The sequence below is a fragment of the Rhizobium sp. G21 genome (assembly GCF_014158035.1).
Classification (GTDB): Bacteria; Pseudomonadota; Alphaproteobacteria; order Rhizobiales; family Rhizobiaceae; genus Rhizobium_E.
Genome location: NZ_JACFXW010000001.1, coordinates 1450539 through 1463677, shown reverse-complemented (window position 1 = coordinate 1463677; position 13139 = coordinate 1450539). Strand labels below are relative to the sequence as shown.

Annotated in this window: 13 protein-coding genes and 3 pseudogenes; 13 read left to right on the top strand and 3 right to left on the bottom strand. The window is 62.6% G+C overall.

Annotation, left to right across the window (positions count from 1 at the left end; genetic code table 11):
• Positions 1-22: 22 nt before the first annotated feature.
• The 10 genes and pseudogenes from ctaD to ispH all read left to right on the top strand — a co-directional run bounded on the left by ctaD (position 23) and on the right by ispH (position 7457).
• Complete coding sequence (gene ctaD / locus H2O14_RS07525; RefSeq protein ID WP_182827153.1) at positions 23-1705, top strand: cytochrome c oxidase subunit I; 1683 nt, start codon at positions 23-25, stop codon at positions 1703-1705.
• A 64-nt stretch (positions 1706-1769) separates the two neighbouring features.
• Positions 1770-2722, top strand: a pseudogene (locus H2O14_RS07520) (heme o synthase).
• A gap of 2 nt (positions 2723-2724) precedes the next feature.
• Positions 2725-2865 carry a hypothetical protein gene (locus tag H2O14_RS07515; RefSeq protein ID WP_170976514.1) on the top strand — a complete coding sequence of 47 codons (141 nt, stop codon included), beginning with the start codon at positions 2725-2727 and terminating at the stop codon, positions 2863-2865.
• A gap of 3 nt (positions 2866-2868) precedes the next feature.
• Positions 2869-3486, top strand: a complete 618-nt coding sequence (locus H2O14_RS07510) for a cytochrome c oxidase assembly protein (RefSeq protein ID WP_182827152.1) — start codon at positions 2869-2871, stop codon at positions 3484-3486.
• Between the two features lie 54 nt (positions 3487-3540).
• The gene (locus tag H2O14_RS07505) at positions 3541-4422 is read left to right on the top strand and encodes a cytochrome c oxidase subunit 3 (protein ID WP_182827151.1); all 882 of its coding nucleotides are present in this window, start codon (positions 3541-3543) and stop codon (positions 4420-4422) included.
• Between the two features lie 83 nt (positions 4423-4505).
• Positions 4506-4787: a GNAT family N-acetyltransferase gene (locus H2O14_RS07500; RefSeq protein ID WP_182827150.1), complete on the top strand. Its 282-nt coding sequence runs from the start codon at positions 4506-4508 to the stop codon at positions 4785-4787.
• Between the two features lie 64 nt (positions 4788-4851).
• Positions 4852-5235 carry a DUF983 domain-containing protein gene (locus tag H2O14_RS07495; protein WP_182827149.1) on the top strand — a complete coding sequence of 128 codons (384 nt, stop codon included), beginning with the start codon at positions 4852-4854 and terminating at the stop codon, positions 5233-5235.
• Positions 5228-5959, top strand: coding sequence for an SURF1 family protein (locus H2O14_RS07490; protein ID WP_182827148.1), 732 nt, complete (start codon positions 5228-5230; stop codon positions 5957-5959). Before H2O14_RS07495 ends, H2O14_RS07490 begins: the two co-directional genes overlap by 8 nt.
• A gap of 78 nt (positions 5960-6037) precedes the next feature.
• Positions 6038-6436, top strand: a complete 399-nt coding sequence (locus tag H2O14_RS07485) for a DUF1304 domain-containing protein (protein WP_182827147.1) — start codon at positions 6038-6040, stop codon at positions 6434-6436.
• Positions 6437-6464: 28 nt separating this feature from the next.
• Entirely contained in the window at positions 6465-7457 is a 993-nt protein-coding gene (ispH, locus tag H2O14_RS07480) for a 4-hydroxy-3-methylbut-2-enyl diphosphate reductase (protein WP_182827146.1), read from the top strand.
• Between the two features lie 3 nt (positions 7458-7460).
• On the opposite strand, the gene H2O14_RS07475 is transcribed toward ispH, so the two are convergent.
• Both H2O14_RS07475 and H2O14_RS07470 read right to left on the bottom strand, forming a co-directional pair.
• Complete coding sequence (locus H2O14_RS07475) at positions 7461-7925, bottom strand: GNAT family N-acetyltransferase (protein WP_312858565.1); 465 nt, start codon at positions 7923-7925, stop codon at positions 7461-7463.
• Positions 7926-8008: 83 nt separating this feature from the next.
• A pseudogene (locus tag H2O14_RS07470) lies at positions 8009-8316 on the bottom strand (DUF1778 domain-containing protein).
• A gap of 178 nt (positions 8317-8494) precedes the next feature.
• Here H2O14_RS07470 and H2O14_RS07465 point away from each other — a divergent pair.
• Positions 8495-9468, top strand: a pseudogene (locus tag H2O14_RS07465) (homoserine kinase).
• Positions 9468-9908, top strand: a complete 441-nt coding sequence (rnhA, locus tag H2O14_RS07460) for a ribonuclease HI (RefSeq protein WP_182827144.1) — start codon at positions 9468-9470, stop codon at positions 9906-9908. The pseudogene H2O14_RS07465 and the gene rnhA overlap by 1 nt, the downstream one beginning before the upstream one ends.
• On the opposite strand, the gene H2O14_RS07455 is transcribed toward rnhA, so the two are convergent.
• Entirely contained in the window at positions 9909-11999 is a 2091-nt protein-coding gene (locus tag H2O14_RS07455; protein ID WP_182827143.1) for a bifunctional diguanylate cyclase/phosphodiesterase, read from the bottom strand.
• Between the two features lie 186 nt (positions 12000-12185).
• On the opposite strand from H2O14_RS07455, the gene H2O14_RS07450 reads away from it, so the two are divergent.
• The gene (locus tag H2O14_RS07450) at positions 12186-13139 is read left to right on the top strand and encodes an endonuclease/exonuclease/phosphatase family protein (RefSeq protein ID WP_182827142.1); all 954 of its coding nucleotides are present in this window, start codon (positions 12186-12188) and stop codon (positions 13137-13139) included.

Here is a 13139-nt window from a genome sequence, read left to right as displayed (position 1 = left end):
CGCGCAGAGGAAAGTTATCGCAATGGCTGGACATAGCTCACACGACGCACATGCGGCTCATCATGACGCCGCCCATGAAGAACATCACCACACGCCCGGCTTCGTGTCGCGCTGGTTCTTCTCCACCAATCACAAGGACATCGGCACGCTCTATCTGATCTTCGCGATCTTTGCGGGCGTGATCGGCTTCCTGCTGTCGCTCGCCATGCGCATCGAGCTTCAGGAGCCCGGCATCCAGATCTTCCACGGTCTGGCCCAGATGGTCTATGGCGTGGACGACGGCGCGGCGCTCGACGCCGGCAAGCAGATGTACAACGCCTTCACCACCGCGCATGCGCTGATCATGATCTTCTTCATGGTCATGCCGGCGCTGATCGGCGGCTTCGCCAACTGGATGGTGCCGATCATGATCGGCGCGCCGGACATGGCCTTCCCGCGCATGAACAACATCTCGTTCTGGCTGGTGCCGCCGGCCTTCCTGCTGCTTCTCCTGTCGCTGTTCGCCGAAGGCTCGCCCGGCGGCCATGGCGTCGGCGGCGGCTGGACACTTTACCCGCCGTTCTCCACCAGCGGCACGCCGGGTCCGGCGGTCGATCTCGCCATTTTCGCGCTGCACGTCGCCGGCGCGTCCTCGATCCTCGGCGCGATCAACTTCATCACCACGATCCTCAACATGCGCGCCCCCGGCATGACCATCCACAAGATGCCGCTGTTCGCATGGTCCGTGCTGATCACCGCCTTCCTGCTGTTGCTGTCGCTCCCGGTTCTCGCCGGCGGCATCACCATGCTGCTCACCGACCGCAATTTCGGCACGACCTTCTTCGCGCCTGAAGGCGGCGGCGATCCGATCCTGTTCCAGCACCTGTTCTGGTTCTTCGGTCACCCGGAAGTCTACATCCTGATCCTGCCGGGCTTCGGCATCGTCAGCCATATCGTCTCGACCTTCTCCAAGAAGCCGGTCTTCGGCTACCTCGGCATGGCCTACGCAATGGCGGCCATCGGCGCGGTCGGCTTCATCGTCTGGGCGCACCACATGTACACGGTCGGCCTGTCGCTGAATGCGCAGCGCTATTTCGTGTTCGCCACCATGGTGATCGCGGTGCCCACCGGCGTGAAGATCTTCTCCTGGATCGCTACGATGTGGGGCGGCTCGATCGAATTCAAGACCCCGATGGTCTGGGCGATCGGCTTCATCTTCCTGTTCACCGTCGGCGGCGTCACCGGCGTGCAGTTGGCCAATGCCGGCCTCGACCGCGTGATCCACGACACCTATTACGTCGTGGCCCACTTCCACTACGTGCTGTCGCTCGGCGCGGTCTTCGCCATCTTCGCGGCCTGGTATTACTGGTTCCCGAAGATGTTCGGCTATATGTATAGCGACTTCATCGGCAAGCTGCATTTCTGGGTCATGTTCATCGGCGTCAACCTGGTGTTCTTCCCGCAGCACTTCCTCGGCCTCGCCGGCATGCCGCGTCGCTACATCGACTATCCGGACGCCTATGCCGACTGGAACCGCATCTCGTCGATCGGCTCCTATGTCTCGGCCGTCAGCCTGGTGATCTTCTTCTACGGCATCTTCGAAGCCTTTGCGAAGAAGCGCCTGGCGGGGAACAATCCCTGGGGTGAAGGCGCGGAAACGCTGGAATGGCAGCTGTCTTCTCCGCCGCCCTACCACCAGTGGGAACAGCTTCCCCGCATCAAGTAACGCCAAAGGCGGGCCGCGCCTCTAAGGCGCGGCCGCCTCCCGAAGTCAGGAATAGAGAATTACAATGGCGCTTGTCGACGGCGACAATCTGGTTGGTAGCGAACCGCTCGTCATCTCCGAGGCGACGTTCCGGGATTACTTCGCGCTTCTGAAGCCGCGTGTGATGTCGCTCGTCATCTTCACCGCGGTCGCGGGCATGGTTGCGGCGCCCGGACACATCAACCCCATCATCGGGCTGATTGCCATTCTCTGCATCGCCGTCGGCGCCGGCGCGTCTGGCGCGCTCAACATGTGGTACGACGCGGATATCGACGCGGTGATGAGCCGCACCGCCACCCGCCCCATTCCCGCCGGCCGCATCCTGCCGCGCGAAGCCTTCGCCTTCGGCGTGACGCTGTCGGGCTTTTCCGTCGCCGTGCTCGGCCTGGCGGTCAATACGCTCGCCGCCGGCCTGCTCGCCTTCACCATCTTCTTTTACGCCGTCATCTACACGATGTGGCTCAAGCGCTGGACGCCGCAGAACATCGTCATCGGCGGCGCCGCCGGCGCTTTCCCGCCGATGATCGGCTGGGCCTGCGTAACCGGCGACGTATCTTTCGACAGCGTTATCCTGTTCATGATCATCTTCCTCTGGACCCCGGCGCATTTCTGGGCGCTTGCTTTGTTCAAGATGCGCGACTACGGCGCGGTCGGCGTGCCGATGCTGCCGAATGTCGCCGGCGAGAAAGTCACCAAGGACCAGATCCTGATTTACGCCGTGCTCACCGCCGCTGTCGGCGTCGCGCCGGCGCTCACCGGTCTCGCCACGCCCGTTTACGGCGTGGCAGCGGCCTGCTCGGCGCGGGCTTCGTCTGGTATGGCGTCCTCTGTCGCCGCATGCCGGATGGCGACGACGCCATGCGGCCGGCCAAGAAGCTGTTTGCTTATTCAATCCTCTATCTCTTCGCGATCTTTTCGTGCCTGATGCTCGATCATTTCGCGGTGTCGCTGATCTCAGGTCTTTACGGGGAGGTATGAGAATGGACAGAATCGAGCTGACGGAACTGCAGAGGCGGTCGCGCCGTAACCGCAACATCGCGCTCGGCGTGTCGCTGGCGGCGTTGGTGGTTATTTTCTACGCCATCACCATCATCAAAATGACGCCCGGCGCGGGAGGCTGAACCATGCGGGAGGAGAGCGTGGTTCAGTCCGAGGCGAAAGACGCGGCGAGACGCAATCGCACCGTGGTGATCGCCTGCGGCGCCTTCGTGACCGCCATGGTCGGCATGGCCTACGCCGCCGTGCCGCTTTACGACATGTTCTGCCGGGTGACCGGCTATAACGGCACGACGCAACGGGTCGAACAAGCCTCCGATCGCATTCTCGATCAGACGATCCGGGTCGAATTCGACGCCAATTCCGCCCAGACGCTGGGTTGGAATTTCGTGCCCGTCGACAAGGCCGTGACGCCGAAGATCGGCGAAACGGTGCAGATCAACTACCGCGTCACCAACACCAACAGCGAAACGGAGACCGGCAAGGCCGTGTTCAACGTCACGCCCATGGTGGCCGGCGCTTATTTCAACAAGCTCGAATGCTTCTGCTTCACGGACATCACGCTGAAGCCGGGCGAAACGCGGGATATGCCCGTGGTGTTCTTCGTCGATCCGGAGATCGTCACGACGCAGGAGACCAAGGATCTGAAGGTGCTGACGCTGTCCTACACCTTCTATCCCAGCGACAAGCCGAAGCCTGTCGCCGAGATGACGCCCGTAAAGGACACGGCGCCCGCGAAATTGTAATCGACCACTGCCGTTGCAGGCAGTCGTCAGAGGGACTGGAAGAGGGGAAGAGACATGGCCACCGCGCATCAGAAGAATCACGACTATCACATCATAGATCCTAGCCCCTGGCCGATCTTGAGCTCGTTTGCCGCATTCGTCATGATGTTCGGCGCGGTCTGCCTGTTCCGTTGGGTGCATGATGCGCCGTTCAACCTGTTCGGCGTCGATTTCGCCAAGGCGGCCTACTGGCCTTTCGTGGTGGGTTTGATCCTGACGCTCTATTCGATGTTCGCCTGGTGGGCCGATACGATCAAGGAAGCGCATCAGGGACATCACACGCGCGTGGTCGCCATCCACCTGCGCTATGGGATGATCATGTTCATCGCTTCGGAAGTGATGTTCTTCGTCGCCTGGTTCTGGGCCTATTTCGACGCCAGCCTCTTCCCCGCCGAAGCCATCCAGGCCAGCCGCGTCGGCTTCACCGGCGGTCAGTGGCCGCCCAAGGGCATGGAAGTGCTCGATCCCTGGCACCTGCCGCTCTACAACACCGTGATTCTGCTGCTCTCGGGCACGACGGTCACCTGGGCGCATCACGCGCTGCTGCACAATGACCGCAAGGGCGTGATCCAGGGCCTGGTGCTCACCGTGCTGCTCGGCGTGCTGTTCTCTTTCGTTCAGGTCTATGAATATATGCATGCGCCGTTCGCCTTTTCGGAGTCGATCTACGGCGCGACCTTCTTCATGGCCACCGGCTTCCACGGCTTCCACGTCTTCGTCGGCACCATCTTCCTGCTGGTCTGCCTGTTCCGAGCCGCTGCGGGCCACTTTACGCCGCAGCAGCATTTCGGCTTCGAGGCCGCCGCCTGGTACTGGCACTTCGTCGATGTCGTCTGGCTGTTCCTGTTCTTCTCGATCTACATCTGGGGCGGCTGGGGCGCTCCGGTGCATGGCTGAGACATCAGGGGCGAGCGCCGCTTGCATCTGACCATCGAGGCGTCCGGACATGCCGGGCGCCTTTTTCATTGGAGGATTTCGACATGGATATCAGAACCGAAGACGGACCGAAGGGCGGCCGCTACGTGACCGGCGAGGCCGGCGCCGAAGCAGAGATGAGCTTCTCCCGCGCTTCGCCGCGCCTGATCATCATCGATCACACCGGCGTGCCCGACATCTATCGCGGCCAGGGCGTCGGCGCGAAACTGGCCGAATTCGCGGTCGAGGCGGCGCGCGCCGGCGGCTGGAAGATCATACCGCTCTGCCCCTTCTTCAAGGCGCAAGTGGAGCGGCATCCGGACTGGGCCGACATCATCAGCCGATGATGCGATTTGCCGCCTTCCTGATGGCGCGCGGCTATCAAAGGACAAGGCGAGGGGAGACCACAACATGACCGAAGACAAAGCCCTGTTCGCGCCCATCGATCCCGTCAAGGCGGGGATTTCCTGCGCCTGTCCGCGCTGCGGGCAGGGAAAGCTCTATGACGGGCTGATCAAGGTGCGATCCGCCTGCACGGCCTGCGGGCTGGATTACTCCTTCGCCGATTCCGGCGACGGTCCCGCCGTCTTCGTGATCTTGATCATCGGCTTCCTCGTGGTCGGCCTCGCGCTATGGATGGAGGTCAACTACAATCCGCCGATCTGGCTGCATCTCCTCTTGTGGATTCCGCTGGCCATCGGCCTCAGCCTATGGCTGCTCCGGGTGATGAAGAGCCTGCTGATTGCGCTGCAATACAAGAACAAGGCGCGCCCCGGCGAGATCGATCATGGCTGAGCGCCGTTCCCCGCGGATCGGCTGGATCGCCGCCTTCCTCATCGTACTCGCAGCCCTGCTGGCACTCGGCACCTGGCAGGTCGAGCGATTGCAATGGAAACAGGCGCTGCTCGCCGAGATCGAGAAAAACCGCAACGCCGCGCCTGTCCCGGTCGAGACGATCCGGGCTCTGCCGAACCCGGATGTCCAAGGCGAATATCGCCGCGTGACCGCGACGGGGCGTTTCGATCACGCCCATGAGCAATATTTCTTCGCGACCCTCGACGGCGATGTCGGCTATCACGTCTATACGCCGCTGATCCGGCCCGATGGCCATGTCGTGTTCATCAATCGCGGCTTCGTGTCCGAAGCGCTGATAGATCCGGCCAGGCGCGCCGAGGGGCAGGTCGCGGGCGAGGTGACCATCACCGGCCTCTACCGCGCTCCGCTCGCGGCAAAGCCCTCCTGGGTGACGCCGGAAAACGAGCCCGCCAAGCGCATCTATTTCTGGAAGGACATCCACGCCATGGCGGCCTCCGCCGGCGTCGCGGCTGATGAGCTCGAACCTTATTTCATCGACGCCGACGCGAGCCCCAATCCCGGCGGCTGGCCCAAAGGCGGCGTCACCCAGGTGGACCTTCCCAACAACCATCTGAGCTATGCGCTGACCTGGTACGGACTGGCTGCGGTATTGTTGGTCATCGGGGCGCTGAGCTGGCGCAAGCGGCGGGGCGGGACAAAATGAGGGGCGGCGCACGACCTGGACAGCGAAGCGACCCAGCTTACCACTGTTCCACCCGAATCCATTTACGAAAGGCCCCGCATGCACCACCTCTCCACCATCCTCGTCTTGCTCGCAGCGCTGCTGCATGTCTGGATCCTGATCCTCGAAATGTTCCTCTGGACCAAGCCGCCGGGCCTCAAGGCCTTCCGCAATACGCCGGAAAAAGCCGAGCTGACCAAAGTTCTGGCGGCCAATCAGGGGCTCTATAACGGCTTTCTTGCCGCCGGCCTCTTTTGGTCGCTCGTTCACCCCGATCCGGTCATGGCTTTTCAGTTGAAAGCCTTCTTCCTCGGCTGCGTCACCGTCGCGGCCCTATACGGCGCCTGGTCGGTCTCCCGCCGCATCCTGATCATTCAAGGCTTGCCCGCTCTTGTCGCGCTGGCTATTACCTTGGCCTTCGCCAATCCCTATATGGCGGTTGCGCCGGTATCCGGCTGAACGACAGATTTCTAAGGCACGCCCCGACATGACCAAGACGCCGCTCACCATCCGCCTCTGCGCTCCGCGCGGCTTCTGCGCCGGCGTCGACCGCGCGATCCAGATCGTGGTGCTGGCGCTCAAGGCCTATGGCAAGCCCGTCTATGTCCGCCACGAGATCGTCCACAATCGCTATGTGGTGGAGGGACTAGAGGCCAAGGGCGCAATCTTTGTCGAGGAACTCGACGAGATCCCCGAGGAGCATCGCGCCCAGCCGGTGGTGTTTTCCGCCCATGGCGTGCCGAAATCGGTGCCGGCGGATGCGAGGGCGCGCAATCTTTTCTATCTCGACGCCACCTGTCCGCTGGTGTCGAAGGTTCACAAGCAGGCGCTCCGCCATCGCCGCCTCGGCCGCCACGTCATCCTGATCGGCCATGAGGGCCACCCCGAAGTCATCGGCACGATGGGCCAATTGCCGGAAGGCGCGGTGTCGCTGGTCGACACGGTCGAGGACGCGGAAAAATATCAGCCTGTCGATCCCGACAATCTCGGCTACGTCACCCAGACCACGTTGTCGGTCGACGACACCGAAGGCGTCATCGCCAAGCTCAAGGAACGCTTCCCCAATCTGCAGGACCCGGCCGCCGATTCCATCTGCTACGCCACGACCAACCGCCAGGACGCCGTGAAGATGGCGGCGCCCGATTGCGACCTGTTCCTCATCGTCGGCGCCCCCAACTCGTCCAATTCCAAGCGTCTGGTGGAAGTGGCGCTGAAATCCGGCGCCCGCCACGCGGCGCTCGTCCAGCGCGCCAGCGAAATCGACTGGGCAGCCTATGGGCCGCTCACCACCGTCGGCCTTTCCGCCGGCGCCTCGGCGCCCGAAGTGATCGTCAACGAAATCATCGAAGCCTTCCGCGAGCGCTACGACGCCACGGTGGAACTCGCCGAAATGGCCGAGGAAAACGAACACTTCCCCGTCAACCGTGAAATCCGCCATATCGAACTCACGCATGAGGATATGGCCTGGGTGAACGGGTAAGAATTAGCCGGATCCCAGCATCGATCGCACCGTCGCAATCGGCAGATACATGCGTAGGGGCTGTGCCGAAAGCGGCATGAAGCCGTAACTGCGGTAAAGCTCCATCCGCCGCGTTGTCCGTTCGAGATCGCCGCAGTCGAGGACGTCGAGCATGACCATGGCGGTGCCGATCTGGTCCGCGACCCGAGTCAATCGCACGAGACAATCCATCAAGAGAATGCCGCCATAACCTTTGCCGTAGTAGCGCTGGTCTCGCCCGATCATGGATATGAAGGCCGCAGGGATCATGCCATGACCCGGTCGCGTCCGCGCGTAGCGGGTGGGGAGGTCGTGATAGTCGATTGCGTGGCTGTTGATCGCGTAAAAGCCGGTGATGGTCTGGCCATCCTCCGTCATCACGTAAGTCCGGAGATTGTCTGCCTGAGAAAGCTTGTTGGCCGTTTTCTTGAGGAAGTTGTCAACCTGCATCACGCCGCTTGAAAAACCGTCCCGATCATGCCGAGCCGGGTCGAGCGGCTCAATGACAAGCGAAGGCTCTTCGAGTTGAGCCATCAGCGCGAAATCACTGTTTTCCGATAGCGATCAAAGGCCTGCCTAAGCTGAGGCGTCGGGGCTGGCGGATTATCCAAAGCGTCAAAAAAGCGGCATGATCCGCGGGCTGGAGCAAAGTCCGCTCATGCGCCGCAATCGTCTCCAGTGCGGATTTGTAGGCGGCGTTGATTGTAAACGCGGTGTCGTCCACCCCGGATAGGGCTGCGGCGCGCTGGATCGTCGCCTTGATCCGCGCCTTGGTGCGGAAATTCATGCGTGCATCATTAGGTTCGTCGACGTCATCGGCGATATTGGGAAAGCCGCGCATATCTGAGCTCCTTTACTCCATGCATTGTGCGCACACTCGACGTACATTGACAAGGCGCCGTCGATCAAGCGCGTGGCCGCCCCCGAAAACCTGTGCCCCGTGTCGCAGCGGGACTGGCGATCATCCCACGCCCGCGCTATGCGTGCGGCATCCGAGCCTTCAGCATGGGAACGCCGCCGTGGCCGTCTACACCGATATTTCCGAGGACGAACTCAAGTCCTTCCTCACCCAGTATGATGCGGGCGAGCTGATGTCCTATAAGGGCATCGCCGAAGGCGTCGAGAATTCCAATTTCCTACTGCACACCACCAAGGCGCCCTATATTCTGACGCTCTATGAGAAGCGGGTGGATCGCAACGACCTGCCGTTCTTTCTCGGCCTTATGCAGCATCTCGCCGATCGCGGCCTGTCCTGCCCGCTGCCGGTGCCGCGCAAGGACGGCGCGCAACTGGGGAATTGGCGGGCCGTCCGGCCGCGCTGATCTCCTTCCTCGAAGGCATGTGGCTGAGAAAGCCCGAGGCGCGGCATTGCCGGGATGTCGGCGAGGCGCTCGCCCGCATGCATCTGGCCGGCGAGGGGTTTCAGATCCGCCGCGAGAATGCGCTGTCGGTGTCCGGCTGGCGGCCGCTCTGGGACAAATCGGTCGATGGCGCGGACGCTGTGGAGGAGGGATTGACGGCGGAAATTCCGGCGGAGCTCGATTTTCTCGAAGCGCATTGGCCAAAAGATTTGCCGTCCGGCGTCATTCACGCCGATCTCTTCCCGGACAATGTCTTCTTCCTGAACGACAGGCTCTCGGGCCTGATCGATTTCTATTTCGCCTGCAACGACTATCTGGTCTACGATCTCGCCGTTTGCATCAATGCCTGGTGCTTCGAGAAGGATTGCTCCTTCAATCTCACCAAGGGCATGGAGATGATCGCCGGCTACCAATCCGTGCGGCCGCTGTCTGCGGGCGAGGTAGAGGCGCTGCCGATCCTGGCGCGCGGCTCGGCGCTGCGCTTCTTCCTCACCCGTCTCTATGACTGGATCATGACGCCTGCGGGCGCGATGGTCACCAAAAAGGATCCGAAGGAATATCTGCGCAAGCTGCGCTTCCATCAGAAGGTGGCGCACGCCCGCGAATATGGCCTGGAAGTGAAAGCAGACTGATGAAGCGTGTCGAGATCTATACGGACGGCGCCTGCTCCGGCAATCCGGGCCCGGGCGGCTGGGGCGCGGTGCTGCGCTATGGCGAGGCCGAGAAGGAACTCTTCGGCGGCGAGGCCGAGACCACCAACAACCGCATGGAGCTTCTGGCGGCGATTTCGGCGCTGACGGCGCTCAAGGACGCCTGCGAGGTGGATCTGCACACCGACAGCAAATATGTCATGGACGGCATTTCCAAATGGATCTTCGGCTGGAAGAAGAACGGCTGGAAGACCGCCGACAAGAAGCCGGTCAAGAATGGCGAGCTCTGGCAGGCGCTCGACGCCGCCAACCAGCGCCACAAGGTCAAGTGGCACTGGGTCAAGGGCCATGCCGGCCATCCCGAAAACGAGCGCGCCGACGAACTGGCCCGCAAGGGCATGGAGCCGTTCAAGAAGCGCTGATCACACCGCCAGGCTGCGCGGCAGGCCGGGCTTGGCGCGCAGTTCCCACAGCGTGTTGCGCAGCGTGTGCACCGCGTGGTCGGTCAGCAGATTGATCTCCTCGAACGGGGCGGGGCGGCCGAGCAGATAGCCTTGCGCCGTGTCGCATCCCTCTTCATGCAGGATTTCCAGCTGGTCGCGCGTCTCGATCCCCTCGGCCAGCACGGGGATGTCGAGGCTGCGGCCGAGCGCCAGAACCGCCCGGATGATCGAGCGCGCCTGATGATTGCTCTCGAGTTCGTTCATGAAGGACCGGTCGAGCTTGATCTTGTCGAAAGGGAAGCTCCGCAGCGTTTCGAGCGATGAATAGCCGGTGCCGAAATCATCGAGCGCGATGGTCACGCCCAGCGCCCGGATCTTCTTGAGCGTCGCCAGCGTGCGCGCCTTGTCGGCGATGATCGCCGATTCCGTCAGCTCGAGCTCCAGACATTCCGGGCGCATGCCGGTCTCCGCCAGCGTCGCGGCCACCATACCCGGAAGATCCGGATGCAGGAACTGCACTGGCGACAGGTTGACCGCGACCTTGAGCGGCTTGCGAAAATGCGCGCATTCGCGGCAGGCTGTCTTCAGCGCCCATTCGCCAAGCGGCAGGATCAAGCCGTTTTCCTCGGCCAGCGGAATGAAATCGGACGGCGGAATGCGGCCGCGTGTCGGGTGCGTCCAGCGCAGCAGCGCCTCGAATCCTGCGACGAGGCCCGAAGAGACCGAGGTCTGCACCTGATAATGCAACCTGAGCTCGTCATTCTCGATGGCGCGCCTGAGATCGATCGCCAATTCGCGCTTCAGCCGCGCCGCTTCGTCCATTTCGGTGTCGAAGAAACAGATCTTGTCTGAGGGATCCGCCTTGGCGCGATAGAGCGCGAGGTCGGCGTTGCGCTGCAACTGCTCCACGTCCGCAGCATCGTCCGGAAAGCGCGCCGCGCCGATGCTGGCGCCGACGCTGAGCTCATAGCCGTCGATCACGAAAGGAGCGATCACGGCTTCGCGCAACCGCGCCAGAAGCGCCGCGGCAGCCTCCCTGGAGGCGTCGTCCACCAGGGCGATGAATTCGTCGCCGCCGATGCGGAATACATGGGCGCCCTCCGCTTTGAAAGCGTCCATGCGCTCGGCGATGGTGACGAGCGTGCGGTCGCCGGCCGCGTGGCCGCGCATGTCGTTGATTTCCTTGAACCGATCGAGATCGATGGCGGCGAGCGTGAAGCGTTGCCCGGTCTTGCGGCTCCGGCGCGCTCTCGCCTCGAGCTCTTCGGTGAAATGCGCACGGTTGGACAAGCCCGTCAGCACATCGCTGAGCGCCATGCGCCTGAGTTCGCCGAGCGAGCGCGCCTGTGTCTGGCCGTCTATGAGATAGCTGGCGAAGGCCGCTCCAAGCACGATCAGTCCCACCATGGCCACCGAGATCGCCATGCCCTGCATGGCGGTCGGATCGCTGTAGTGAACGCCGATCGACAGCGGCGTGATCCGAAAGGCGGCCATGCCGGTGAAATGCAGCAGCACCACGCCTGTGGCCATCAGAGCCACCGCGATGCTCTTGCTGGTCATCCGCCGGTCGCGGCTGGCGATGTGGACGGAGATCGAAGACAGCAAAGCGGACAAGCCGATGGAGACCGATGTCAAACCCAGATCCCAATCGATCACGCCGTCCACGACATAAGCGTTCATGCCGATATAGTGCATTGCGGCGATGGAGAGTCCGAAGACGGCGCCGCCGACAGTTGGGGCGAAGCGCAGGGGCAGGGCTCCGGCGATCACGAGACCGGCAAAGCCGCCGACGATCGCCACCAGCAGCGAAATCACCGTCACCACCGGATTGAAGCTCACACCCGTCGGCACCTCATAGGCCAGCATGGCGATGAAATGAGTGCACCAGATCGAAGACCCCGCCGCTGTGGCGCCCAGAAACAGCCACCCGAACCGCTCAGCGCCCTCGCCATCCTTGCCGCGTCGATAGAGCCGGATCGCCGTCCAACTGCCGGCCATGCAGATGAGCGCGGCCACCACGACGAGGCGCAGGTCATGTTCGTTGATGAGGCAGTCGAGAATGGTGATCATGGCGTCCGTAGCGAAACGAGGTCCGCTTCACTTACGTCGAAAAGTATGATGTGAATCTAAAACATCGAATTTGTTTCCGGCATATGCTTAATGATTGGTTGCCGATCGCTGTCGTCTTGATGTTATCTTGGCGCGGTACAAGACGTTGAACTGGGCGGTGGGACCGCCGCTGCTCGGAGGCTCCTCATGAACATCACCCTGTCCGCGGCTGTCGTTGCGGCGCTCTCGGCATGGCCTCTCTCCGCCTCGGCGATGGAGCTGACGGTCATGAGCTTCAATATCTGGGGCGGCGGCGTCAATGCCGGCAAGCCGATCGACGAGACCGTCGCCGCAATCAAGGCCGTCGATCCCGACATTATCGGCATTCAGGAAACAAAGCCCGAGCCCGACCCCTGCACGGCCGAGAACTGCGTCCCGACCGGCAAGTCGGTCGCCGCCGATATCGCCAAGGCGCTCGGCTATTATTATTACGACCAGTCGGCGAATAATCCCGCGATCTGGGCCAACGCCATCCTGTCGCGCTACCCGATCGGCAAGGCCACGAAAAACGATCTGGGCGTCGAGATCGTGATCGAAGGCAAGCGGATCATGGCCTACAACATTCACCTGACCGACTACCCGTACCAGCCCTATCAGTTGCTCAATATCGAATACGGCGCTGCGCCCTTCCTCAAGACGGCCGAGGAGGCGATTGCCGCCGCCACGGCCACACGCGGACCCGCGCTCGATCTGCTGGAACAGGACATGAAGGCCGCAGACGGCGCCGACGCCGCCTTCGTGTTCGGCGACTTCAACGAGCCGTCCCATCACGACTGGACCGAAGCCGCCGTGAAAGCCGGGTTGCAGCCGATGGCCGTGACCTATCCCTCGGCCGAGCGGATCGAAAGCTGGGGCTTCACCGATCTCTTCCGGGCGGCCTGGCCGGACGTCGCCGCCAAGCCCGCCTTCACCTGGACGCCCACGTCGGAGCCGACTGCCAAGGACGATCATCACGATCGCATCGACTATACCCTCGGCCGCGCCAAGGGTCTCAAGGTGCTCGAGGCCGGCGTCGTCGGCGAGAAGAAGCCCGAAGCCGATATCGTCGTCACCCCCTGGCCCGCCGATCATCGCGCCACGATGGCGCGGGTCAGCTTCTGA